Below are 25,760 nucleotides of genomic sequence, written 5' to 3' on the forward strand. Positions count from 1 at the left end.
GAGCTTTTGCATTTGCAAAAGCTCCTTTTTTATTTAAATATATTTTAAGATTACTTAGCCATCTGGTCGATAACAGCCTGGGTTACGCCGGTGAACGAGAAGCCACCATCGTGATAAAGGTTTTGCATGGTAACCATTTTAGTCAAATCGCTAAACAGGGTTACGCAGTAATCAGCACACTGATCGGCATCAGCATTACCAAGCGGACTCATTTTTTCGGCAAATTCGATAAAGCCGTCAAAGCCTTTAACGCCTGAACCTGCAGTAGTGCGGGTTGGCGACTGAGAAATGGTGTTAACACGCACTTTTTTAGCCATACCATACTCATAACCAAAGTTACGGGCAATGCTTTCTAATACCGCTTTGTTATCGGCCATGTCATTGTAGCCAGGGAAATAACGCTGAGCGGCGATGTAGCTTAATGCCAGTACAGAACCCCATTCGTTAATGGCGTCATGTTTCATGGCAGCCTGCAAAATGCGGTGAAGACTTAATGCAGATATATCGAAACCTTTGTGGGTAAATTCGTAGTTGTTTTCAAAGTATGGGATGTTTTTGCGCACGTTAACGCTCATACCTATCGAGTGCAGGATGAAATCAACCTTGCCGCCAAAATGCTCAAGTGTTTTGGTAAACAGGTTGTTGATATCATCGTTATTGGTAACATCGGCACCAATAACAGGCGCGTTGCATTCTTCGGCCAGTTTATTGAGTTCGCCCATGCGTAAAGCAATAGGGGCATTTGATAATACAATTTCAGCACCTTCCTGTACAGCGCGTTGTGCCACTTTCCAGGCTATTGATTGCTCATTTAGCGCACCGAAAATGATGCCTTTTTTACCTTTTAATAAATTATAAGCCATTTGTTAAGTTTTTATAATTGAAGCAAAGTTATAATTATTTATCAGTTAGTTTAAATTCAACGGAAACAGTTTGTGTCATCAATATAGGCCTGCCATTGTCAATGCCAGGAATCCATCCACCTAAACGTTTTATAGCATTTATAAGCTCTTCTTCACAACCATAGCCTATGCCTTTTAAAACTTTAAACCCGGTAAGTGTTCCATCCTTTTCCACTTTAAATGCAATTTGTACGGTACCTTCAATATTGTTTTCGATGGCTTTAGCAGGGTAGAGTACTTGTTGATTTACCAATTGTATAAAGCGTTCATTGCCACTTTTATAACGGGGAGCCAGATGCAGGCCGATAAATGGGCAATAAGGGTCATCGCTACTTTTACGAATAAAGGAAGGGACGGTTTTAGCCCGTGTGCGTTTCGCACTTATAATCATTTGTCCTTTCTGGTTGACATCTTTTAGCGCTGCAAACGGTAGGTGAATAATCAAGAAACGACTCCCCTCATTATAAATAGGCGTGGAAGCATACAGTATGTTTTCTTCAACAGTTAATGTATCATTGAATTTTACGCCTTCAAGTGTAAAGTGTCCTGATGTATCAGTCCGCGTTGTAATGTTAACTCGATCGAAATCTATATATTTTTGAGATGAACGTAGCTCAATGTATTTTACAGGTTTACCTGCTTCGTCGTAAACATAACCGTGTATATTGATGGTATCACGTTTAACGATTGAATCTTTTTTAGTTTGTTGCGCAAATAACCTTGATGCCGCTAATATTAGCAACAGGCTAAAAAATGATCTCATATTGGTTTAGGTTATATATATAATAAGCAATTTATACGCTCAACAGTTCCCTCGCGTTTTGCAACGCGCTTTCGCCGGGTTTATCGCCGCTTAACATTTTAGCAATTTCTAATACACGTTCGTCATTGTTTAGCTGTTTAATACGGGTAAAGGTGGCGGCTTCGCTATCATCCTTATAAACAAAATAATGGCTTTGGCCTTTGCTGGCAATTTGCGGCAGGTGGGTGATGGTAATAACCTGCAGGTTTTGGGCTAATCGCTCCATGATCACCCCAACCTTGTTAGCCACCTCGCCCGATACACCTGTATCAATCTCGTCAAAAATAATGGTGGGTAGGGCTGTGTACTGCGCTACGATAGATTTAATGCTCAGCATCAACCGCGAAAGCTCACCGCCCGAAGCTACCTTGCTCATCTCCGCCAAAGCATGACCCTTATTAGCCGAAAATAAAAACTTAATGTTATCAATCCCGGTAGCCGTAAGTATGGCTTTAGGACTATCAGCACCCTCTTTAGGGGTTGGCGTCGTGTGTTGCCCAATCTTCAAACTCGAATTACCCATGCCCATCTCGGCCAGTGTGGCCAATACCTGTTTTTCGATATCAGGAATAGCTTTTTGGCGATTAGCCGATAATTGCGCCGCTAATTTTTCCAGTTCGGCTTTATCGGCAGCTATTTGTTTTTGCAGCTTTTCAATGGCTTCATCACCAAAAAGGGCTTGCTGTACTTTGTCTGATAATTCTTCCTGTATCTGTAATAGCTCGGTAATTGTACTTACCCTGTGCTTTTTTTGCAGATTGTAGATCATGCTCAGGCGATTGTTCACCTCTTCGGCACGGGCTTCATCAACAAAGGTATGCTGTTCAACGGCGTCTATTTCGGCAGCTACATCTTTGAGCTCGATAATGGTACTGCTGATGCGCTGGTGAAGTTCGGCAAGTGCCGGATTGTATTTTTCTATTGAGCCTAAAGCCTGTCCTGCTTCTTTTAACTGAAGCAACGCGGCGGCTTCGCCATCCTGTAACAGGTAGTTGGCGTTTAGCAGGGCTCGTTTTATTTCTTCGGCGTTGTTGAGTGTGTTTAACTCCTGCTCAAGCAATTCCTGTTCATCGGCCACCAATGCGCCTTTTTCCAATTCATCAAACTGAAACTGGAAATAGTCAAGGTCAGCTTTGGCTTTGTCATTTTCGGCTGTGAGCTGGTTGAGTTTGCTTAACGACTTTTTATATGCTTTGAATTTGGTTTGATAATCAAAAAGCAAATCTGAATGGCGTGCAACCGAATCAACCACTAACAACTGAAAATCCGGATCATTGATCTCCAGCGTAGCGTGCTGCGAATGGATATCGATCAGCTTTTCGCCCAGTTGTTTCAACGCGGTAAGGTTAACCGGGGTATCGTTCACAAAAGCACGGGATTTCCCATCAGCGGAGATCTCACGGCGAAGTACGGTTTCGCTCTCGTAATCCAGATCATTCTCCTCAAAAAAATCAGCCAAATGAAAGCCACTTATTTTAAAAGTACCTTCAATAACGCATTTTTTTTGCTGGTTGAAAAAATATTTGCTTTCGGCCCGCTGGCCTAAAATGAGTGACAAGGCACCCAATATGATCGACTTTCCGGCACCGGTTTCGCCGGTTAATATGTTCAGACCGCTATCAAAACCTATCTCCAGGTTGTCGATAAGCGCATAGTTATTAATGGTTAGCTTTTGAAGCATAAAAAAAGTGTCCTCATTTTATTGAGGACACTAAATTACAAATTAAGGCTCTTTAAAAAATATTTTTAATGCTTTTTGCTAATTTATTTAGTCAGCTGTGTCGGGTTTTATATCCTCCAGCTTGTCGTTGTCAAACTTATAATCAAAGTCTTTATCCATTTTATCGCGATACAGTTTCATTTTTTGTTTAAAGGCCGGGCTTTTCATATACTCCTGCAATTTTTTGCTGGCTTCTTTAAGGCGTTCTTGTGCAGCTCTGATCTCCGGGCTATCCTGGAAACCACGCATTTGCCTGCCAATATTTTTCATGTCTTCCTGTAATTTTTTAATATCAGGATTATCATAAGCCAACCTCAGGCTATCGCCCATAGCCTGCATGCGGTTTCTTTTGGAAATAAACTCCGGCGAATCATAACGGTTGCGCATTTTCTGGCCCAGGGTTTTCAGTAGCTCTGTTTGTTCCTTTACTTCAGCAGGAATTTTGCTTTGCAGCTCGTCCTGATATTTTTTGTAGTTAGGGTCTCTGTCGTCATTATAACCGTTATAGCCATGATTGTGCGGAATGCCGTATTTTTTCTCCAGGCCCTCGTTCATTTTTTTAAACTCGGCGCTGCTGTAATATTTACCGATGTTGTTGCCAATTTCGCCCATCTGTTCGCCAAGTTTTTTAGATTCGGATGTTTCGCCATATTCTTTCTGAAAATCCTGGCCCATTTTTTCCATTTCGAGCTTCATTTTCTCCATGCCATCGGAGTTATAATAAGCCTGCAGGGCTTTGCTTTTTGCTTCAAGCATTTCCTGTTGCTTTTTAAAAGTATTGCTGCTGTAGTATTTGCCAATCAGCTCGCCTTGTTTGCTTACTTCGGCGCTTAGCCTTTCAAGCTGGGCATCATTAAAGCCGCTGTAGTCAAAATCTTCATGGCGTTGTTTGGCTTTTACAATTTCGGCCTGGGTTTTCTTTTTATAGGTTACAGCCTTTTTTGCTTTCACCTTATGGGTGGTGTCATCAACAAATATGGCATGTAAGGCAGCAGGGGTAGCAACCTTTTTAACGGTTAACTTACCATCTTTTATAGTGGGGTTTAGCCAGGCAATGCTGCTAACGCCGGCAGCCATTATAGCAATAGCCACAAGCAGGTGGCGGATATTGCCTATAGGTTTCTTCGTTTTCATGATGCGTTCAATTCTGTTTAATAAATGATATTTTTTGCCGTTAGCAGCCAGGGCCAGCTGTAAATGCTGTTGCCTGGTTTGCTCCAGTTTAAGGAGGGCGTGCGCGTAGATTAAAGGTTGTTGCGTTGTTTGCACAACCAGATCATCGCAGCTGTTTTCACGCTCCTGGTTAATAATGCGGTTAATTAATTGGGCAAAGGGATTAAAGAATAACAGTATGGAAATAAATTGCTGCATCAGGTTCAGCAGGTAGTCGTTGCGTTTAATGTGTGAGAGCTCGTGCAATAAAATGGCTTCAACCTCGGTGGCCGATAAGTATGTAGTAAGGGTTATCGGCAACAAAATAATGGGGCTTAAAAAGCCAATCATGCAAGGGGCATCAACCATACGGCTAAAGTTTACCCACACATTTTTAGTAATACCCAGCTTTTGGCAAAGCTCATCGGCAAAGTCCTGCAGCCTGTCTGCAGGTACCATGGTACGTTTTATCAGGCTGATCCTTTGCCAGCTTAAGCTCACTTTGAGCAGGTTGAATACCAAGCCAACAAAATAAAGGGCAGATATATAAGGGAGATAACCTTTTATAACGTATTCGTAATAGTTGTTTTGTGGTCTGGCGGCTACTTCATGCAACGGCAGGTAGAAACGTGGTAATAAAGATGGCGCGTTTGCGGATGTATAATTAACCCACTCGTGCAGCCTGAACTGATGGATAAACGTGTATATAAACCAGGCGCTGATGGTGAGCATGGCACCCATGGCCCAATTGTGCTTTTTAATAGCCGATAATTGCGGCCTGCAAATAAACACTAACCTTAAGGCAAACCAAACTAACAAACCCTGCCATACCGATTGCAGAATAGTTACGCCCAACACCTGGCTTATATTATAGAATAAATTTTCCATCACGTTTATTTTTTGTCCTGATCAAATTGATTCAAAAAGTTTTTAATAGCGTCAATCTCGTCTTTTGATGCGCGGTGCTGGCCAAGCGCCTGAATCACCAAGTCGGAAGTAGAGCCTTTAAATACAGTAGACAAGATTTTATCCAGAGCGTTGCTTTGCGCCTGCTCCATTGTGAATAAAGCTTTGTATAAATGTGTTTTTGAAGTGGTGTCGCGCTCAACCATTCCCTTATCATGCATAATCTGCATGAGTTTTAAGGTGGTGGTGTAACCGGCATCCTTGTTTTTAGCAAGCTCCTCGTGAACTTCACGTACGGTGCACTGGCCCTTTTTCCAGATTACCTGTAAAATTTCAAGTTCGCTTTCTGTTGGTTTAATTTCCATCTGTCTCTCTTTATTACGAATTTCTTCGTACAAATATCTACGATGGATTTCGTATTTGCAAGCGATTAAGAAAATATTTAACAAATTTTAACGGTTGGGGGAGAAGTGAGTGGTTGATTGGGTTGATTAGGTGAGTGGTTATTTTTGTCTGAACTCGAATTAAACGAATTTTGAGAATTTGCTCAGTATTCTGTTAATCCCTTAATTCTATAAATTCGAGTTCAGACAAAATTCCTAAATCCAACAATCACCATCTTTTAATTACTTTTGCGCCAGGTAGATTCAAAAAAATAAGAAATTCCGAAATCGAACCTCCGAAATCCGAAATAAAGAAACCATGCTGCAAATACAGGAAAACGTATCCCTCAAAAACTTTAACACCTTTGGTATTGATACCCGCGCCCGTTATTTTGTAGAAATAGCCCACGAAACCGAATTAACAGAACTGTTTGCCGACCCGCAATGGCAGCAAACACAATTGCTGGTGCTTGGTGGTGGCAGCAATATGCTGATGGTTAATGATTTTGACGGATTGGTTGTACGGATGAATATCCGCGGTATTGAGCATCGCATTAGTCATAACGATGTTTATGTTGAAGCCGGTTGTGGCGAAGTATGGAACGACCTGGTGAACTACTGCGTTTCTCATGATTATGCCGGGGTCGAGAACCTGAGCCTGATCCCCGGTTCGGTAGGGGCGTCGCCTATTCAAAATATAGGTGCTTATGGTGTCGAACTTAAAGATGTGTTTAATAGCTGCCGCGCTTTTGAAATAGCTACCGGTACTTTCAGGGAGTTTAATAAAGAAGATTGTAAGTTCGGTTACCGTGAAAGCGTTTTTAAGGCCGAGCTAAAAGGACTATACATTATAGTATCTGTAAAATTTCATCTTTCAATGGTGCCCAACATTAACACCCGATATGGGGCCATTGAACAGGAGCTGCAAAATAGGGGGATCTCAAACCCTACCATAAAAGATGTATCGCAGGTGGTGGCGCACATCCGGGTTTCTAAGCTGCCCGATCCGTCAACCATAGGTAATGCCGGTAGTTTCTTTAAAAATCCGGTGATCAGCGCTGAAGAATTTGCAGTGGTTCAGGCTAAATTTCCGGAAGTGGTGAACTATCCCGCTGCAGATGGCGGTGTAAAACTGGCTGCCGGATGGCTCATTGAACAGTGCGGATGGAAGGGAAAAACAGTTGGCCACACAGGAACATGGAAGAACCAGGCGCTTGTTTTAGTGAACCACGGCGGGGCCACAGGGCAAGAAGTGTATAGTTTTTCGTCGCAAATCATAGACAGTGTGTACACTAAATTTGGCGTTACACTACAACGTGAGGTTAATATTATTAGTTAAATAAGTTTATTTAAAGTGAATTCTTGTTTTAAATAAAATTTGTTCTAAATAACATTCCTGTTACAAAATGCCGTTTCAAAAAGCTTGTTTTTACTTGAATTGTCATTTAAGTGTCTGTTTTTCAGTGATGTAGTTGTTATTAATGTGTTAGATGTACACATTGATAGCCAATAGGTGCTGAAATTAAAATGTAGAGTTTTTACCACACATTTTGGGTTAGTGGCATCATGCTTGTCTAATTGTTAACACAAAACTTTAACAAAATGACAAAGATTGAGTTTAACACCCTTGTACTACGTCAGGCGACTTCTTTAAGATCATACGCTTTACACTTCACGCACGACGCAGACGATGCTAACGACCTTGTCCAGGATACAATGTTGAAGGCCATAACTTATTACAACAAGTTTAAGGAAGGCACCAATTTAAAAGGATGGTTATATACCATCATGAAAAATACGTTCATCAACAACTATCGCCGTTTTGTTAAAATGAGCACCTTCGTTACTAAAAGTGATGAAATTTCATCACCTAACCTGGTATTTAGTTCAACCAAAAACCAGGGCGAAGCCAAATTTGTAATGGATGATATTAAAAAAGCTTTAGACAGGCTGCCTGAAGATTATTATGTACCCTTCACCATGTATTTTGAAGGCCATAAATACCATGAAATTGCCGATCACCTGGATATTCCTATCGGTACAGTAAAAACACGTATTCACGTAGCACGTAAACTGCTTAAGAAAAATCTTAAAGCATATGATAACGGAATCGCCAAACCCGTTTACGCAGAGAATTAATTCAATTAAACTCCATCATATATTATAGAAAACCCGCCCAATGAGGCGGGTTTTTGTTTGTAAAGAGGAGTGGTATAAAAAAATGTCATTGCGAGGCACGAAGCAATCGCATGCTATACAGGGCGGCCATGCTTCCGTGCGATTGCCGCGCTGCGCTCGCAATGACATGGTTTTATGCTTTTTAAAACAATAGTCGCTAATCCACTAATATTTTCATTGCCTCCCCAGCCACCACCTGACCCGAAATAATAGCAGGCGGTACACCAGGACCCGGTACCGTAAGTTGCCCGGTATACAGTAAATTGTTAATGTGTTTTGCCCGCATGGCTGGTTTAAAAAAAGCCGTTTGCGCAAGTGTATTGGCCAAACCGTAAGCGTTGCCCTTAAATGAGTGATAATCGCTCTTAAAATCATTAAGCGCGTAACTCCGTTTCACTACAATTGAGCTGCGTATGTCATGCCCGGTAATACGGGCAAATCTGTCCATCATCAGGTTAAAGTATTTTGCGCGCGTGCTTTCATCGTCATTTAGTCCCGGAGCTATGGGCATCAGGAAAAACAGGTTCTCGCCGTCTTCAGGAGCCACGGTGTTATCTGTTTTTGAACTGCAGCATACATAAAACAAGGGGTTGGTTGGCCACTGTGGCGAAGTGTAAATTTCTTTGGCGTGCAGTTCAAAATCTTCATCAAAAAATAAATTATGATGCTGTATGCCGGGTACTTTTTTATTGGTGCCGATATAAAAAAGCAAGCTGGATGGCGACATAGTGCGGCTGTTCCAGTATTTAGGCGTGTAATTGCGATGGGGGTCATCAAGCAGATGCTGGTCAACATGCTCATAATCGGCTCCGGCAATTACCATATCGGCGTTAAATACGCCTTTGTTGGTTTGTATGGTGTCAACCCGTTTATCTTTTACGTTGATCTTTGTAACCTCTGTGTTTAGTTCAATTTCAACACCAAGTTCGGTAGCCAGGCTTACCATCGCTTTTACTATTTCGTTCATACCACCCATGGGGTACCATGTTCCAAGCGACAGGTCGGCATAATTCATCATGCTGTACATGGCAGGTGTGTTTTGCGGGGTAGCACCTAAAAACAACACCGGGAACTCCAGAAGCTTAACCAGTTTGGGATTTTTAAAATACTTGCGCACATGACTGCTCATGCTGGTCAACAACTGAATGCTGAAGCTTTTTTTGATGAGGTTAAAGTCGATAAATTCGGTAATAGAGTGGGAGGGGCGGAAAACATATTCGCCCATGCCTACTTTATATTTATACTCTGCCTGGTTCAAAAATTGGCGTAAAGCGGTGCTGCTGCCAGGCTCTATTTGTTCAAATAAAGCTTCAAGCTCGGTCATGGATGCCGGTACATCAAGTATCTCATTTTGACCGTAATAAACGCGATAGCCGGGATCAAGTCTTTTGAGCTGATAATAGTCGGTAGTTTTTTTACCAAACAGCGCGAAGAAGTTTTCAAACACATCGGGCATCCAGTACCAGCTTGGCCCCATATCAAACCTAAAGCCGCTCTGTTCCCAAACCCGGGCACGACCGCCGGGCTGATCATTCTTTTCCAATATGGTAACCTTATAACCTTCTTTAGCTAAAACACAGGCTGCTGATAACCCTGCAAAGCCCGATCCAATAACAATAATATGCTTGCTGCTGCTCATGTTTAATGTGAAGCCCAAGGTAAGCAAATTGTTTTAGGCCCATTAAAAAACAATACGGCTTTGAATTTGTACTTTTGAAAATGACCACGCGAAGGCCAATGATGAACCTGTACGATGAAGCCTGTTTTGAATGCAGTAAACTGATAACTAAAAAGTACAGCACTTCATTTAGTCTCGGCATTAAAACTTTCGATAAAAGTTTCCGGTATCCCATCTATGCCATTTATGGTTTTGTACGTTATGCCGATGAAATTGTGGATACCTTTCATGATTACGATCAGCAGCAACTGATAGACAGGTTTAGCGACGAAACATTTCGCGCAATCAAAGAGGGCATCAGCACTAACCCGGTTATTCATTCCTTTCAGCAAATTGTTAATCAGTATCATATTGATCATGAATTGATCAGGGCTTTTCTGCGATCGATGGCGATGGACCTGGATAATAAGGCCTATGATAAAGAAAGTTATCAGACTTATATCTACGGTTCGGCAGAGGTTATTGGTTTGATGTGCCTGAGGGTGTTTACAAGCGATGATGTTTTATATCAGTCATTAATTCCCAAAGCCCGAAGCCTGGGGGCGGCATTCCAGAAGGTTAATTTTTTGCGTGATGTGAAGGCCGATTATACCGAACGCGGTCGTACCTATTTTCCGGGGATTGACTTTAATAATTTTACCGAGCAGGACAAACTTACCATTGAAGCCGAAATTAAGCACGACTTTGATGAGGCTTTTGAAGGAATAAAACGCCTGCCCGTTGGCACGCGGCTTGGGGTTTATATTGCTTATATTTACTACCTGCAGTTGTTTAAAAAAATAAGTTATACACCTGCTAACGTCATACTACAAAAACGCATCAGGGTATCGGATGCGCGCAAAATGAGTTTATATATCAAGGCTGTGCTGCAGCAAAAGTTAAATGTTATTTAATGTTCAGGAAGATTTTTTTTATCGTCAATATTTTGGCGCTGGTGTTCATTTTTCAATCAGTTAAGGCAGAAGAACCTAATCTTAAAGTACTGCGCAAACAAATGGTTATCGCCATTGATAAAAGCCAACTAACCGACTCGTTGTTTAATAGTCTTAATAACATCAAAGAAAAAAGCGGTATAGTAAATGGTTTCATAGGTGCTTTACTGGCGCTGAAAGCCAAACATGCCTGGAACCCATATTCGAAAGTAAAATACCTGAACAGATCAGAAAAGGTATTTAAGCAGGCTGTAACCGCCGATCCGCATAATATCGAGATCAGGTTCATGCGTTTCTCCATTGAACACAATGTGCCTTCAATTTTAGGGTTTAATAAAGATCTTGCTGTAGATAGTGAGGATATCATAGCCCAGCTTGATAGAAAGAACTATGGTTCGGCCGATAAGGAATTGACAATAGCTATTATCAAATTCCTGATCCATTCCAAAAGATGCACACCTGCGCAAAATCAGGTACTAAATAAACATTTAACCGAACTTACGTGAGATACGCCTATTTATTGATCAATTTGCTCACGGTATTTTTCCCTGTGGTGCTTTCGTTTGATAAAAGGGTAGCTTTTTACAAAAGCTGGAAGTTTATATGGCCCGGCATGGGCATAACCGGTTTGTTTTTTTTGTTTTGGGACGTGCTTTTTACCATCCATGGCGTTTGGTCGTTTAACCCGGCGTACATAGTTGGCGTTAAGTTTTTTGGTTTGCCCTTAGAGGAAATGCTGTTTTTTTTAACCGTGCCCTTTGCCTGCATATTCATTTACGCCTGCCTTAATTACTACGTTAAATGGCTGATGCCATACAGGCTTACAGGTATTATAAGCAGCATGATGATATTGCTGAGTATAATGATGCTTATATTTTATCATGACCGGCTTTATACCACGGTTACTTTCAGTTTGTTGCCGGTATTGGTTTTACTGATTCAGTATATTTTTAAGGCCGATTGGCTTAACCGGTATTACCTGGCGTACTTTGTAGCTCTTTTGCCGTTTTACATTGTGAATGGCATATTAACTTCGATACCCATTGTGCTGTATAACAATGCCGAGAATATCGGGAAACGCGTAGGTACTATCCCTTTTGAAGATCATTTTTACCTGATGGCGTTATTGCTCATGAATATTGGTTTCTTTGAATACTTTAAACAACGGAAATTAAGCCGATGATTGAGCTGCCGATATATACTAAATCGCAATTGGCTTTGCGTAACGGGCAGGATAAGCCTCAGATATGGGTGGCTTATAAAGGTGATATTTATGATGTTACCGAAAGTCGCTTATGGCGTAATGGAAAACATTATGAACACTGGGCAGGTCAGGATCTGACAGATGAACTTCCCGATGCTCCACATACCGAAACTGTATTTGAGAAGTTTGTAAAGGTTGGAAGACTAAGCCCTGCATAAACTTATGCATATGGGGCTTGGTTTTGAGTCTTTCCTAAGTAAATAAAAAATGTCATTTCGAACGAACCAAGGGTAGGGGTGTGCATCGGAGGTGAGGAGAAATCTTCTACACCCTGCTTGTACTGGCATAGTTGTATAAGATTTCTCTTTCGCTCCCTCTCTCAGCCCCCGCCGCTCTATCGAAATGACACTTTCTATATATAATAGAGGAAAGGGGTATTACAATTCAAATTTAGCAAGGCCAACAAACTCCTGGATGCGATTGGCAATTTCCTCTTCGCTCAGGTTTCTTAACCTCTCAGATCCAAACTTTTCAACGCAGAATGATGCTAAGGCCGAACCGAAAATGATAGCGTTTTTCATGTTATTGAAGTTAACGGTACCCACTTTGGCCATATAGCCAATAAAACCACCTGCAAAGGTATCGCCGGCACCTGTAGGGTCAAATACTTCGGCCAATGGAAGGGCCGGGGCACTGAAGATCTGATTTTCATGGAACAATAATGCACCATGCTCGCCTTTTTTAATGATGAGGTATTTAGGACCCATGGTTAATATTTTACGGGCAGCCTTAACCAGTGAAAACTCGCCCGATAATTGGCGTGCCTCGGCATCATTGATGGTTAAAACATCAACCATTTGAATGGTTTTTAACAACTCATCAAGGGCAATGTCCATCCAAAAGTTCATGGTGTCCATTACAATAAGCTTAGGACGGTTTTTAAGACGGTTGATCACCGTTTGCTGTACCTGTGGTGACAGGTTGCCGAGCATCAGGTATTCGCAATCCTGGTAGCTATCCGGAATAATAGGGTCAAAAGCTTCCAGTACATTAAGTTCGGTTACCAGGGTGTCGCGGCTGTTCATGTCGTTATGGTAACGGCCGCTCCAGAAAAATGATTTTTCGCCCTGTTTTATTTGCAGGCCTTCGGTATTAACGTTGTGATTTTGCAGGTCCTCAATTTCGTGCTGAGGGAAATCATCGCCAACAACAGCAACAATTTTTATTTTATCATAAAAGTAAGAAGCGCCCAAACTTGCAAAAGTTGCAGAGCCACCTACTATTTTATCGGTTTTACCAAAAGGGGTTTCAATGGCATCAAACGCCACAGTGCCAATAACTAACAAACTCATGTAAAGATATTTATATTTTTCGGCGCAAATATTGCGAAAAATAAGGGATAATCATTCATCGATGCTGATTTGTGACACGGATTTTCATCAGGGAAAGCATAATTTGATAATTTAAACACTGGCAAAAAGGAAAAAGAAATGAAAAGTTAGGCAGACGATAAAAAATGATAATACGTCTTAACCTATAAATAGCACATAATCAGCACGAAAAAAGCTTCGTGAAAAATATTTGAAATTTTTTTAAATAAAAATTGTGAAATATCGGACGAGTTTTTACCTTTGCCCCACTCCAAACCGGATTAGATTCCTGAGTAGCTCAGCCGGTTAGAGCATCTGACTGTTAATCAGAGGGTCGCTGGTTCGAGCCCAGCCTCAGGAGCAAAAGCCTCACAGATATGTGAGGCTTTTTTTATGCCCCCAATTCTCTGAATAGCTCCCAAAACACCACCCTTCAGAAACCATAAAAATTTTCCAATTCGCTTAAATCGTGTATTACACCCACTTCGCGGGCCTTAACAAAGTATTCTTGAATTTGTATTAGCATTTTGGTAGGTTTGGGAAAGACACAAGCGCCTAAACTTATTTGATCCCATTTACACTCCATATTACCCTTTATGACATCGCGTTTTTTGGTGCTGTATTTATCAGCTTAACGCTATCGCTATTCCTATGGATTGCCCCTAAGGAGAACCAGTCTGCAAACCGTTGGTTGGCGATCTTAATGGCCATTGTTGCTTTGTGGATGATCCGGATTTTATCGGCCGATATTGATCTGGTAAAATACAATGCATTGTGGAGCCGTTTACCATTACGGTTTTCGCTGGCAATTGGTCCCTTGATCTATTTTTACTTGAGGCAGATAGCCCAGCCAAAGTATACCTTCCGTCGTAAGGACCTGCTGCACTTTATACCCGTACTGCCCGAAATAAGCTTTCAGGTATTTGCTGCAATACAAAACGTAAATACAGGCGATGCTATTTACAGCAAATATAACACCGCATTGCAGCTACTCGCATTCCTGTCAGTCGCCATTTATTTGTATTTATCCTATACACAGATTAACGAGTTTTATCAGAATAAAAAATTTAACGGGGGCGACCGTTACCGGAACGAGTTGCTTTGGTTAGAACGCTCGGTTACCGTACTCGGCATGCTATGGTTATTATGGATCCCGTTTACAGCTGTTGACTATTTTTACTACCACCACAAATTAAGCATACAGCTTTATTATCCCTTGTATCTTCTTTTGCTATCCACGATCATTTGGATCGCGGCGAAAAGCCATTTGGAAACAGAAATTGTCGTGACCGCTGATGTCGCTGTAAAATCATTATTGCCGGCAGATCTGAAGCAAAAAGGCTACTGGTTAAAAATGGAGATCAAAGAGAAAGGTTACTACCGGGATGCGGAATTAAGCCTAAACTCGCTTGCCGACAAACTCGGTTTACATACTCATGAATTATCCCGGATTATTAATACGGTTCTCAAAAAAAGCTTCAACGATTTTATTAATGAATACCGTGTACGTGAGGTTGCACTCAAGATGCAAAACCCATCGTATGATCATATTACCTTGCTTGGTCTTGCCTATGAATCGGGCTTTAATTCGCAAAGTAGCTTCCACCGTATTTTTAAACAATTTACCGGTAAAACCCCGCTGGAATATAAAAATCATCTTCAAAAAGTTCTCCCATCTTATAACTTGAGAGGTTTTATCCAACCTATGCCGTTAATATTGAACCATGTAAACCCTGCGGGGTGGGCACATGGAAAATTAACCGGCAGTCATATGATAAAAAACTATTTTAAAATTGCATTCCGCGGATTTTGGAGGCATAAGCTATTTACACTGATAAACATTATCGGTTTATCTATAGGTATAAGCGCTTTCCTTGCCATTTACTTTATTGTACATTACGATTTTACATTTGATAAATTCCACAAGGACAGCGACCGGATTTACCGCGTTGTTATGAACATGTCATTTCAGGGACATAAAAACTATTCAAGTGGCGTATTTGGCCCTCTGGCCGGGGCGATTAAAAGCCAAGCCACAGGAATAGAGGAGATTACGCCGTTATATGCACTGTCATCTCATTTTGTCTATATCGACAAAGATAAAAATGCACAAAAGCGGTTTAAAGACGTAGACAAGATAGCACTTGTCGATCAGCAATATTTTAAAATTTTTAATTATGTATGGCTTGCCGGCTCATCGCAACACGCGCTTGATGCGCCCGGCCACGTAGTATTAACATCCCAGCAAGCCAGACTTTACTTCCCCTTGTTGTCGTATCATGAAATGATTGGTAAAGTAGTTACCTATGATACCTTAAAGATAACCGTTAGCGGCATAGTTGAAACGTTTACCCAAAATAGCGACTTTATCTTTCATGACTTTATTTCCTTTAGTACCGTCACGACTAATAAACAATTAGCTGATGACCTGCAGATAAACAATTGGGGCAGGATCTCTTCGGCATCGGAGATTTTTATAAAGCTGGCGCCTGGCGCTCCTGCACCAGGGATTGTAAAACAGATCAATACCATTCTTAAAAAAAACAATCAGCCGCAGGGGGAACAAAAAATGCCTGTGCCTATTATAAACCTGGCCTTGCAGCCATTGAATGATATTCATTTCAATCCCGACTACAACATTTTTAATTTCTCATCGCCAGCCAGCAAAACAACGCTTTACGGATTACTGGCCAGCGCTATCTTTTTGTTGTTGCTCGCATGTATCAATTATGTGAATTTAACTACGGCCCAGGCCGCACAAAGAGCAAAAGAAATCGGGATACTCAAAACTTTGGGCAGTAGCCGGATACAATTAGTAATTCAGTTTTTAGGCGAAACATTTTTTATGACATCCGTTGCAGTTTGCATATCGATTTTGCTTGCGCCAGTTATTCTAAAAATGTTTGCGGACGTTATATCCCCGGATATTCATGCAAATATTCTGCAGCCGGATATCATACTCTTCCTGCTGATTTTAACTATTGTGATAAGTGTTTTGTCGGGTTTTTATCCCGCAATGGTGTTATCAGGTTTCAAGCCGGTAACGGTGCTAAAAAACCAGGTTCGGGGTAATAGCAATAAAACACGGAACTCGCGGCTCCGTAAGTCGCTTACCGTTTCGCAGTTTGTTGTTGCCCAGTTTTTTATAATGGCTACAATTTTGGTAAACCAACAAATTTATTACGCATTACATAAAAATCTCGGGTTTAAAAAAGACGCCATCCTGATTATTAATACACCCTGGGAAACCAGTAAGACCAGCACCAACCAGGTACTGCTGAACGAATTCAGATCGATGCCGCAGGTTGCCCTTGTGGGTTTAGGTAATGACCCACCTTCTGCTGATGCATTTAACAGGACGCGCATGACTTATGACGATGGAAAAAAGCAAATTACAACAGAAGAAATAGTAGTTAAGTCGGGTGATGAAAACTACATCAACATATACCAGATTAAGTTGCTTGCCGGCAGAAACATAACCGAAGCCGACACCGGAAAAGCCATCATCATTAACAATACCTACGCTAAATTATTAGGATTTACTAACCCCCACGAAGCTGTCGGGAAGCAGTTGGATTGGTTTGGCGGCCGAAAAGTTAGTATTATTGGCGTAGTTGCTGATTTTAATCAACGGTCGCTGCATTCCACCATTTATCCGTCTATCATAACATCGGGCAGTCCAATCCCCCGGCCAATGATGACCTTACATGTTAGTTTGAAACCTGAAACCGCAGGCGGTCATGAGTGGAAAACCGCCATTACAAATATGGGAAAGGCCTGGAAAAAGGCCTATCCCGATGATGACTTTGATTGCCATTTTTATGACGAAACGATAGCCTGGTTTTACGATAAAGAACAACACACTTCAACGCTGCTCACCTGGGCAACAGGTATCTCGATATTAATCAGTTGCCTCGGGCTATTAGGGCTTGCCGTTTACACCACCAACCAACGGACAAAGGAAATTGGCATACGCAAGGTATTTGGTGCCAGTGTTGCGCAAATAGTGATCCTGCTATCAACCGAACTGATATCGCTTATTTTACTGGCTTTTGTTATAGTAACTCCAATAGCCTGGTACGCTGTAAATAAATGGATGGAAAGTTTTGCCGACCATGTAGCTATTAGCTGGTGGGTATTCGTTGTCAGCGGCGCGGGAATGCTGCTTACCGGACTATTTACTCTAAGTTTCCGAACCATTAAGGCAGGTATGGCAAACCCGGTGAAGAGTTTGCGCAACGAATAAATTGATATGGCAAACAAATCCTTTGAAAGGCATCTGCTAAGGGTTCATTAAAAACATATTAATCCGTTTAAAGGAAGCATTTTCTCCGGGAAATGCTTCCAATTCCAACCTGTTAAGGATCTCTACTTAACTAAAATTCCCGCTCAAACACCCCTTATGTTTTTTTTATTAAAAATAACTATGAAAATAGTTTTGAAACTATGAAAATAGTTGTAAGTTTGTTTAACTAAATTATTAGTTTGATATGGTGGCTAAAGAACTTACAAGAGCGGAAGAACAGGTAATGCAAATATTGTGGCAATTGAACGAGGCAATGGTAAAGGAAATAATTGAGCAAATGCCCGATCCTAAACCTGCGTATAATACAGTATCAACTGTTGTGCGGGTAATGGAGGGCAAAGGTTTCGTTAACCATAAAGCATATGGAAATACCCATGTTTATTTTCCGCTGGTTAGTGAAGCGCAATACAAGAAATTTACCTTCGATAAGATGATGAATAACTACTTCAGCAATTCTTATAAAAGCCTGGTTTCTTTTATTGCCAATGAAAAAAAGCTGGATCTCCGGCAGCTGGATGAACTAAGTGACTTATTGGAAGACCTTAAAAACAAAAAGAAATGAACTGGCTACACTACCTTGCGGAAGCTAATATTTATCTCTCAATTTTCTACCTGGTTCAATGGTTGTTAATGAGGGGGGATACGCATTACCAGTTAAAGCGATTTTATATACTGTTTGGCTGTATAGTAGCATACATACTACCGGTTTTGCAAGTTGGTGCACTAAAGCCGGCTAAGGAAGTTCCGGTTACTAATTATATGGTTTATACCATACCAACTGAACCCGCAAAAATTCAACAGCAGCCAGCCTCAGTTTCATTCAAGGAGATCGCGATTCCTTCCAAAATCGCGCCCATAATCGAAGAGCCATTTACTTTTGAAGATGGAATTTGGTACGCCTATTTGGCTGGTGTGGGCATTACACTCATTTTATTCCTGTTAAAAATGTTTACGTTGTTCAGGTTGGCCCGGAACAAACCGTACTCAAAAAACAGAAAATATAAAATAGTTTATTTGCCTGGCAGCGATGAAGCTTTTTCTTTCTTTAACTATCTTTTTATCGGAACCACTGCATCAGCATCGCAAATAATCATCAGGCATGAACTGGTACATATCAGGCAAAAACATTCGGCCGATATTATGTTGCTGGAGTTTTTTAAAATAATTAATTGGTTCAACCCCTTTTTGTACCTGCTGCAAAGCAGCCTGCGAACTTTACATGAGTATATAGCCGATGAACAAACCGCGTCTGAAACAACAGATAGGTTTGCGTACGCCACTTTTTTGCTAAATAATGCCTACGGCACCGGCGGACCGTCCATCACGCAATCGTTTTTTACCAATAACCTATTAAAAAAGAGGCTCATTATGCTAAACAAACAACGTTCAGGTAAATTAGCAAGGCTGAAATACCTGGTCACTATCCCGGTGTGTTCATTGTTACTATGCTCATCAACACTTGTCTTTAGTAAAAACTATGGCTGGTTTGATCTTGATCCGGCAAAGAAAAAAATGGAGGGGAGATATAATTCCAATCATCTTAACCATGGTAAACAAAAATTGCTGAAAGTAACACAAAATGGCGTAACTACCATAACTAATCAGCTTACTGTGAACCAGGCAAATGGGCAAGTGCTTTATACGGCCAACTCAATTACCGAAGAAGAGAAATTATCGCTATCTAAAAAACAGCACATGAAAGTAGAGGTTGTTGAAGATAGCACAGTATTTACAACAACTGATGGTAGGCTGATGCTCCCGGTAGTAGGGGTAGACGGATACTATCAGATGGATCACTTTTTACACAAGCATATTAACTTCAATGCATCAAAAGACGAAAGGGGAGGCTTGGTTGAAGTTGGATTTGGACTTGATAATAACCGACATATAACCGACGCAAAAATTGTTAAAAGTGGCGGCGCTAAATTGGATGCACTTGCTTTAGATGGATTTAGGTCATATAAAGGAATTGTGAATGATGACCCGGGGCGTAACTATAAAATAGTCGTTTATTTTTTTACGCATGATTATTCAATTTTTCAAACAGACTCGCTGAGTAATGATCCTGAATTTGCCGGAGAACTGATTATAACAAACTATAAATATCCTATTAGTACAACCAGCAAAGGATATGAATACGATGAAAGCCCCGCCGGGCCTGGATATATTGTAAACGGTAAACCGCAGGGGAGGGTGATCATTTATGATAAAAATGACGAGGGGCAATGGTATTATCAGAACAAATGTACTGCTGATGATTTCAGCCTGCTAAAAAATAAATATGGCTATACTTTTCCTTCGGCATCAACTTCTGTTATTCAATTTATGCATCCGGAAAATGTAAAGAAGAACAGGCTTGCCTATATTTATGATGCTACCTCTTATTTAGCAACGCCCTATTCCGGTCAATTTTATAATCATGTGATTGATAGTGTCGTTTATCCGGAGCAAGCTAAAAAAGCACTTAAAGGCGGCGTGGTTATTTTAGGTTTTAACTTAAATGGCAGCGGGATGATCAGCGATATTAAAGTTGAACAAGGTGGGGGCAATGGCTTTGACGAAGCGGCCGTAAATGCCCTCCAATCTTATAAATTGCCGGTTGCCGATGAGGCAGGCAGGCACAGCATAGCCATAGTATTTTGTGTAGCCGAGAAGAAATATCGCCCATCGCTCAATAGATACCTGATGGCCGGAAAGTATGTTGGCGAACTGGCTGTACCCGATATGAAGCCGATGTTCAAGTTTGGGCGGAGTAATTAAGCACCACAGCCTCAGGCACAAAAAGGAAACGTTAATTGCAAGCGTTTCCTTTTTTTTATGCCTGTAATTTTGGGGCGATAGCATGGTTATATCGATACTGTAAACGGCTCGATATTGTTCCCTATATTGCATAATCATGGCAAATAACACTATCATGCTGACACTTCATTACCTGGATGAAAATCAAATGGTTCAGGTTGCTCCCGGACAATATCACAGCCTGATGTCGTTGATAGCGGATCAGCTGGCAATTCCGGGGTTTGGGTTATGTTGTGGGATGGGAAGTTGCGGTACCTGCCTGGTGCAAATTACCTCAGCCGGTTCAAACCTTAAAAACAATGTTTTGGCCTGCGGCATACTGGTGAACGATGAATTGGCAAATAAGATAGTTTTGATACCCGATAAAATTTATTGAAATGCGATTCAATATTAAAGTTGCCTCAACCTCCCTGGTTTCAAACACATCACGCCTTAAATTAAAAACCTACGAAAAATTTCCTAACTAATATTTGTTTCGTACGAAAAGTTTTCTACCTTTGTTTGGGAGATAGATATGAACGCACCAAACAAACCGATAGAACCTACTAAATCTGAGCTCGAAATACTGCAGGTGTTATGGGAAAAAGGCCCCTTAACTGTACGTTCGGTAAATGATGAGTTGTTGAAGCAAAGGGATGTAAACTATACCACAACCTTAAAGCTCATGCAGATCATGGCCGATAAAGGGATCCTGAAACGCGACGAAAGCCAGATGAAACACATATACAGTGTAGTAGAGGAGGAGCAACAAACCAAGGCGCACCTGCTGGATAAGTTTGTGGATACCATGTACAAAGGCTCGGCCGGTAAATTGGTGATGCAGTTATTGGGGAACAAAAAAACTTCGCAGGAGGAATTACAGGAGATCAAAGACCTGCTCAAGAAACTGGAAGAATAGTTAAATTCAATAAACCAAACCGTTATGGATGTTACCATTGTAAAAGCATTACCCGATTACCTGGTTAAAGCACTTTGCAGTACGCTGATCCAATCCTTGTGGCAGGGCGTGTTACTTGCCGCATTGGCAGGTATCATTATAGTTTGTACCCGCCGCTCGAGCCCGGCCAGCAGGTATAATTTATTAATGGCAGGGCTGGCAGTTTTTGCCTGCACGGTTGTAGTTACTTTTATATACGAGGTAAACCAGGAAAAGGCGGTTCAAACAGTGGTGACCGGTCAGCAGCTTATCATTCATTCAAATGTTGTTGCGCAACCTCAGGCCAGTCCAAAAGTAAGCGATTACAAAGCAGTCTCCAGCTTTTTAAATGGGCATTCCAATAGCATTGTTTTTATCTGGCTTTTGGTGGTGATGGCGCGCACCTTGCAGTTAATGACGGGTTTACAAAGCCTTTATTATCTGCGTCGCCGTCAGATCCTGGCTGTAAGCAGGGATTGGGAAAGCCGCGTAAAACAGCTGGCCTTACAATTAGGTATTAAACGGCTGGTTGGCATTGCCGAGTCCGGCATGGCTAAAGTGCCGATGGTGATAGGCCATTTAAAGCCGCTGATCCTGATCCCGGCAGGGCTGATGACTGCCATGCCCCCGGCAGAGATCGAAGCCATACTTGTACACGAGTTGGCGCATATTCGCCGGCGCGATTATATCATGAACCTGTTGGTAAGCATGATGGAGGTTATTTTCTTTTTTAACCCCGCTGTACTTTGGATAGCATCGCTCATCCGTGCCGAACGCGAAAATTGCTGCGACGATATGGTGGTTAGCCACACCGGTAATAAGGTCAATTATATTAAAGCGCTGGTAGCTTGCCAGGAATATCAGTTGGCAACGCCGGCTTATGCAATGGCGCTTAGTGGTGGCAAAAATCAACTGATGGGTCGGGTAAAGCGGATGCTTTCTGATAATAATCAATCGTTAAACGTAATGGAGCGGTCAATGCTGGCTGTTGCCCTGGTTGCGACAATCCTGCTCACTACTGCTTTTTCACATAAAGAAAACATAGATCAGCTGGTTAACAAGATGGTACATGCCGGTAAAACGGCGCTGGTGCCTCATAAGCAAACCAAACCGCCGGCTAATCCTGCAAAACCCAAATCCATTGAAAAAAATGCGCATGCAGCTTCACCGGTAACCAAGGATACTTCCTATAAAACACAACTGGATACCTCGCTGTTCAGGATCTACCGCCCCGATGAAGTTGGCGACCACACCTCCTTAACATTTCCTAATGACGGTGTGCAAACCCGATTGCTCAAGGTGGATGGTGTATTGTATCAGGTGAACACATTGAACGGTCGCGTTACATCCATGCAGGTTAATGGCAAAACAATACGGCCAAATGAATATGCACCTTATTTGCTTGTTGTTGATAAGGAAACGCAACGCAAACCGGTAGTTGCACCAGTGGCGCAAGCAGCACAGGCCGCGCAGGTAGCACGACAGCCTGACCCTATAACCCCGATCAATACTACTGCGGCCGGCAATGTAAACGGTCAGGTGGGCTTAAGAAGACTGAATGGAAACCTTGGCAGTCTTAAATCAACATTGAATGCCTATGACGCGAGCAGTAAGGCTTATAATGGCACTGCAGTAAATTATAGTGCTGTTAATCCTTATCCGGCCAATTATAAAGCTTATCATGATGATTCCAACCGGGCAAAGCTGACCGATGATCTCATTACCGAAGGTATTATTCATAGCAGCGATGAACTGACTTCATTTAAATTAAGTGATACGGAGTTTATTGTTAACGGTAAAAGAATACCCGACAACATTTACCAGAAATTTAAGAAAGCATACGTAAAACAACCCGAAAAAGGTAAGCAGGGAAGCTGGAGCTGGATGTACAATTATACTGAACAAACAGAACCAGCAACCGGCGATCATTCGCAATAATCAACAAATTTAATATCGACTTAATTGATTGTGTTTCAAAGCATGAACAGGATAGCTATTGCCATAAATGAACAAATGATCAGCATTTAAAACTTAACCATACACCTTATGATGAAAATAAAAATTGCGGCTTTTTTAGTCGCCTGGATAACTATTGCTCCAACTTTTGCATCGGCTCAAAACATTGCCGTTAACCTTAGCGGTAAAGTGGCGGGCGCGGATAATAAACCTTTGGATGGTGCGGCGGTTTACCTGCTCAACGGCCGGGATTCGGCATTGGTTAAAACCGCCCTTGCCGATGCTTCAGGAGCTTACAGTTTTAAGGTGAAACCTGGCAGTTATAAGTTATCGGTCTCCATGATGGGGTATAAACAATATCAATCGGGCATATTACAATTGGAACAGGATAAGGCGATGGAGCCAATAATTTTGCAGATGGCTGGTACAACGCTTAAAGAGGTGAGTGTAAGCGCGCAAAGGCCTTTTGTACAACAAAAGATAGACAGGACAATCATCAGCCCGGAAGCATTGATCAGTAACAGCGGCAGCACCGCGCTCGAGGTATTGGAAAAAGCGCCCGGCGTTATCGTTGATCAAAATGCCGCCATAAGTTTACAAGGAAAGGGCGTGACCATTTTTATAGATGATAAGCCCACCTATCTGTCAGGGCAAGACCTGGAAAATTACCTCAGATCGTTAACTGCTGCTGCCATCGACCAGATTGAGCTTATGCCTAATCCGCCGGCAAAATATGACGCCTCCGGTAATGGCGGGGTGATTAACATCCGCACCAGGAAAAATAAGGTTAAAGGCTTTAATGGCAGTTTAAACCTCAATTATACGCAGGGGCGCTACGCTAAAACCAACAACAGTCTTAATTTTAATTACCGTAATAACCGGGTAAACATATTCGGTAATTTGAGCTACAATAAAGGCAACGGTTTCAGCGACCTGAATATCAACCGCCACTTTGAAAATGCACAGGGGGATATTACTTCTAACTTTCTTCAAAACTCCTTCATCAGACGTAAGAGCGATAACTATTTTGCTAAGATAGGCGTGGATTATTATATCTCGGATAAAAGCACATTCGGTATTAACCTTACCGGAATTTACAATCCATACAATACTAAAACCCCGGTAACCAGTCAGTTTTCAAATGCGGCTAACCAGCCCGACTCTACCATTATCGCCCATAACCAGGAACACGGTACCTTTAGAAATGGAGGTGCTAATCTAAACTACCGCCACCAGTTTGATAAAAACGGGCACGAGTTTTCTGCAGATCTTGATTATCTCGATTACTACACCAACAATAACCAATTATTCAACAACAGCAGCTTCCTGCCCGATGGCACGCTTGTTGGCAACGAGATACTGACAGGGATGCTGCCTGCGCATATCCACATCTATTCGGCCAAGACTGATTACGATCATCCATTGAAAAATGGCCTAAAGCTTTCAAGCGGCTTAAAATCAAGCTATACCCATACCAATAACATTGCCGATTACTTTTATTCTACAGAGGGCGCCATGATGCCGGATTACGGTAAAACCAATCATTTTATCTACAAAGAAAATATCAACGCGGCTTATATCAATGCAACCAAGGATTATAAGCAACTGTCGGTACAGGCAGGCCTCCGTTTAGAAAATACCATATCAAACGGGCATCAATTAGGCAATGCGCAAAAGCCGGATTCGGCCTTTAAACGTAATTATACGAACCTGTTCCCCACTATTTATCTGCAATACAAGCTGGATACTGCTAACCGGAATCAGTTGAGCCTGAACTATGGCCGCCGTATAGATCGTCCTTACTACCAGGATCTCAATCCATTTCTTTCACCGCTTGATAAGTTTACCTACTATACAGGCAACCCTTTTTTAAGGCCCACATTTACCGATAATTTTGAGTTATCGCATACCTATAAAAGCAAGTTCACTACCACGTTAAGCTATAGCCGATCAAGGGACGATGTAGAAGAAACCATTGAAATTGTTGATGGCATTTACTACAGTCGCCCCGGCAATATTGGCACCTATACGGTTAAAACACTTTCTTTTGATGGCACATTTGATCCTGCCAAATGGTTTAACTTCCACATTAGCGGAAGGGTATCTCAAATTCATTCGGTAAGTAATTTTTATACCGGTTTGCTGGATAGCAAGGGCACTTATTTCTTTGTCAGGCCCATTCTTACCTTTAAGCTGCCTAATGATTGGACTGCTCAGCTTGATGGCGGTTATCAGAGCAAGGTTACCAGCGCCCAGTTTGTAAGTGGCAGCAGGGGTAAGGTGAATACTGCTGTTTCTAAAAAGCTTTCGGCTAAAACTACACTTAAGCTGGTGGTAAATGATATTTTTTACACCTTTAAAAACACCGGCGTAATCAATAACTTAAATCAAACCCAGGCCAACTGGCGTAACCTGAATGACACCCGCACCGGGGTACTATCACTTAGTTACCGTTTTGGGAAAGCTATATCCGGCCAGCGGCAGCATGACGCCAACGGGGCGGAAAGTGAGCAGAACAGGGTGAAGAATTAGTTTCTTATAGCTAACAAGGGAATT

20 protein-coding genes and 1 tRNA gene are annotated in these 25,760 nt (G+C 41.7%); 14 read left to right on the forward strand and 7 right to left on the reverse strand.

All coding sequences use genetic code 11. The features are described from left to right. Positions 1 to 50 precede the first annotated feature (50 nt). The 5 genes from DEO27_RS00150 to DEO27_RS00170 form a co-directional block, all read right to left on the reverse strand. Positions 51 to 863, reverse strand: a complete 813-nt coding sequence (locus DEO27_RS00150; RefSeq protein WP_112573346.1) for an enoyl-ACP reductase — start codon at positions 861 to 863, stop codon at positions 51 to 53. A gap of 34 nt (positions 864 to 897) precedes the next feature. Next, complete coding sequence (locus DEO27_RS00155) at positions 898 to 1,665, reverse strand: TonB family protein (RefSeq protein ID WP_112573348.1); 768 nt, start codon at positions 1,663 to 1,665, stop codon at positions 898 to 900. Between the two features lie 31 nt (positions 1,666 to 1,696). Then, positions 1,697 to 3,385: a DNA repair protein RecN gene (recN, locus tag DEO27_RS00160; protein WP_112573350.1), complete on the reverse strand. Its 1,689-nt coding sequence runs from the start codon at positions 3,383 to 3,385 to the stop codon at positions 1,697 to 1,699. Positions 3,386 to 3,472: 87 nt separating this feature from the next. Beyond that, positions 3,473 to 5,464, reverse strand: coding sequence for a M56 family metallopeptidase (locus DEO27_RS00165; protein ID WP_112573352.1), 1,992 nt, complete (start codon positions 5,462 to 5,464; stop codon positions 3,473 to 3,475). Positions 5,465 to 5,469: 5 nt separating this feature from the next. Next, positions 5,470 to 5,847, reverse strand: a complete 378-nt coding sequence (locus DEO27_RS00170; protein ID WP_091217546.1) for a BlaI/MecI/CopY family transcriptional regulator — start codon at positions 5,845 to 5,847, stop codon at positions 5,470 to 5,472. A 337-nt stretch (positions 5,848 to 6,184) separates the two neighbouring features. Between DEO27_RS00170 and murB the strand changes: the two genes are divergently transcribed. Together murB and DEO27_RS00180 are read left to right on the forward strand one after the other, a co-directional pair. Beyond that, complete coding sequence (gene murB / locus DEO27_RS00175; protein ID WP_112573354.1) at positions 6,185 to 7,204, forward strand: UDP-N-acetylmuramate dehydrogenase; 1,020 nt, start codon at positions 6,185 to 6,187, stop codon at positions 7,202 to 7,204. 263 nt (positions 7,205 to 7,467) lie between these two features. Continuing rightward, positions 7,468 to 8,004 carry an RNA polymerase sigma factor gene (locus DEO27_RS00180; protein WP_090528721.1) on the forward strand — a complete coding sequence of 179 codons (537 nt, stop codon included), beginning with the start codon at positions 7,468 to 7,470 and terminating at the stop codon, positions 8,002 to 8,004. Between the two features lie 196 nt (positions 8,005 to 8,200). On the opposite strand, the gene DEO27_RS00185 is transcribed toward DEO27_RS00180, so the two are convergent. After that, on the reverse strand, positions 8,201 to 9,682 hold the full coding sequence (locus DEO27_RS00185; RefSeq protein WP_112573356.1) for a phytoene desaturase family protein: 1,482 nt from the start codon (positions 9,680 to 9,682) through the stop codon (positions 8,201 to 8,203). Between the two features lie 80 nt (positions 9,683 to 9,762). Between DEO27_RS00185 and DEO27_RS00190 the strand changes: the two genes are divergently transcribed. Genes DEO27_RS00190 through DEO27_RS00205 form a run of 4 tightly spaced genes read left to right on the forward strand, consistent with a single transcriptional unit; the run spans position 9,763 to position 12,075 of the window. Next, complete coding sequence (locus DEO27_RS00190) at positions 9,763 to 10,614, forward strand: phytoene/squalene synthase family protein (RefSeq protein ID WP_223818108.1); 852 nt, start codon at positions 9,763 to 9,765, stop codon at positions 10,612 to 10,614. After that, the gene (locus DEO27_RS00195; RefSeq protein ID WP_112573360.1) at positions 10,614 to 11,159 is read left to right on the forward strand and encodes a hypothetical protein; all 546 of its coding nucleotides are present in this window, start codon (positions 10,614 to 10,616) and stop codon (positions 11,157 to 11,159) included. The genes DEO27_RS00190 and DEO27_RS00195 overlap by 1 nt, the downstream gene beginning before the upstream one ends. Further along, on the forward strand, positions 11,156 to 11,836 hold the full coding sequence (locus tag DEO27_RS00200; protein ID WP_112573362.1) for a lycopene cyclase domain-containing protein: 681 nt from the start codon (positions 11,156 to 11,158) through the stop codon (positions 11,834 to 11,836). The genes DEO27_RS00195 and DEO27_RS00200 overlap by 4 nt, the downstream gene beginning before the upstream one ends. Then, positions 11,833 to 12,075, forward strand: a complete 243-nt coding sequence (locus tag DEO27_RS00205; protein ID WP_112573364.1) for a cytochrome b5 domain-containing protein — start codon at positions 11,833 to 11,835, stop codon at positions 12,073 to 12,075. The genes DEO27_RS00200 and DEO27_RS00205 overlap by 4 nt, the downstream gene beginning before the upstream one ends. A 219-nt stretch (positions 12,076 to 12,294) precedes the next feature. On the opposite strand, the gene DEO27_RS00210 is transcribed toward DEO27_RS00205, so the two are convergent. Continuing rightward, the gene (locus tag DEO27_RS00210) at positions 12,295 to 13,209 is read right to left on the reverse strand and encodes a PfkB family carbohydrate kinase (protein ID WP_112573366.1); all 915 of its coding nucleotides are present in this window, start codon (positions 13,207 to 13,209) and stop codon (positions 12,295 to 12,297) included. Between the two features lie 305 nt (positions 13,210 to 13,514). On the opposite strand from DEO27_RS00210, the gene DEO27_RS00215 reads away from it, so the two are divergent. From DEO27_RS00215 to DEO27_RS00250, 8 genes are all read left to right on the forward strand, one after another. Next, a tRNA-Asn gene (locus DEO27_RS00215) sits at positions 13,515 to 13,588 on the forward strand. A gap of 204 nt (positions 13,589 to 13,792) precedes the next feature. Next, complete coding sequence (locus DEO27_RS00220) at positions 13,793 to 17,473, forward strand: ABC transporter permease (RefSeq protein ID WP_112573368.1); 3,681 nt, start codon at positions 13,793 to 13,795, stop codon at positions 17,471 to 17,473. Positions 17,474 to 17,756: 283 nt separating this feature from the next. Next, positions 17,757 to 18,095, forward strand: a complete 339-nt coding sequence (locus tag DEO27_RS00225; RefSeq protein WP_410505405.1) for a BlaI/MecI/CopY family transcriptional regulator — start codon at positions 17,757 to 17,759, stop codon at positions 18,093 to 18,095. Then, positions 18,092 to 20,293: a M56 family metallopeptidase gene (locus DEO27_RS00230; protein ID WP_112573372.1), complete on the forward strand. Its 2,202-nt coding sequence runs from the start codon at positions 18,092 to 18,094 to the stop codon at positions 20,291 to 20,293. The genes DEO27_RS00225 and DEO27_RS00230 overlap by 4 nt, the downstream gene beginning before the upstream one ends. 136 nt (positions 20,294 to 20,429) lie before the next feature. After that, positions 20,430 to 20,708 (forward strand): 2Fe-2S iron-sulfur cluster-binding protein, encoded by a 279-nt coding sequence (locus DEO27_RS00235; RefSeq protein ID WP_112573374.1) that lies wholly within the window; start codon positions 20,430 to 20,432, stop codon positions 20,706 to 20,708. A gap of 138 nt (positions 20,709 to 20,846) precedes the next feature. Further along, entirely contained in the window at positions 20,847 to 21,230 is a 384-nt protein-coding gene (locus tag DEO27_RS00240; RefSeq protein ID WP_112573376.1) for a BlaI/MecI/CopY family transcriptional regulator, read from the forward strand. 24 nt (positions 21,231 to 21,254) lie between these two features. Further along, a complete protein-coding gene (locus DEO27_RS00245) occupies positions 21,255 to 23,186 on the forward strand; it encodes a M56 family metallopeptidase (protein ID WP_112573378.1) in 1,932 nt (643 codons plus the stop codon). A 108-nt stretch (positions 23,187 to 23,294) separates the two neighbouring features. Then, complete coding sequence (locus DEO27_RS00250; protein ID WP_112573380.1) at positions 23,295 to 25,736, forward strand: TonB-dependent receptor; 2,442 nt, start codon at positions 23,295 to 23,297, stop codon at positions 25,734 to 25,736. Positions 25,737 to 25,760: the final 24 nt, after the last annotated feature.

The sequence above is a fragment of the Mucilaginibacter rubeus genome (assembly GCF_003286415.2).
GTDB classification, from domain to species: Bacteria; Bacteroidota; Bacteroidia; order Sphingobacteriales; family Sphingobacteriaceae; genus Mucilaginibacter; species Mucilaginibacter rubeus_A.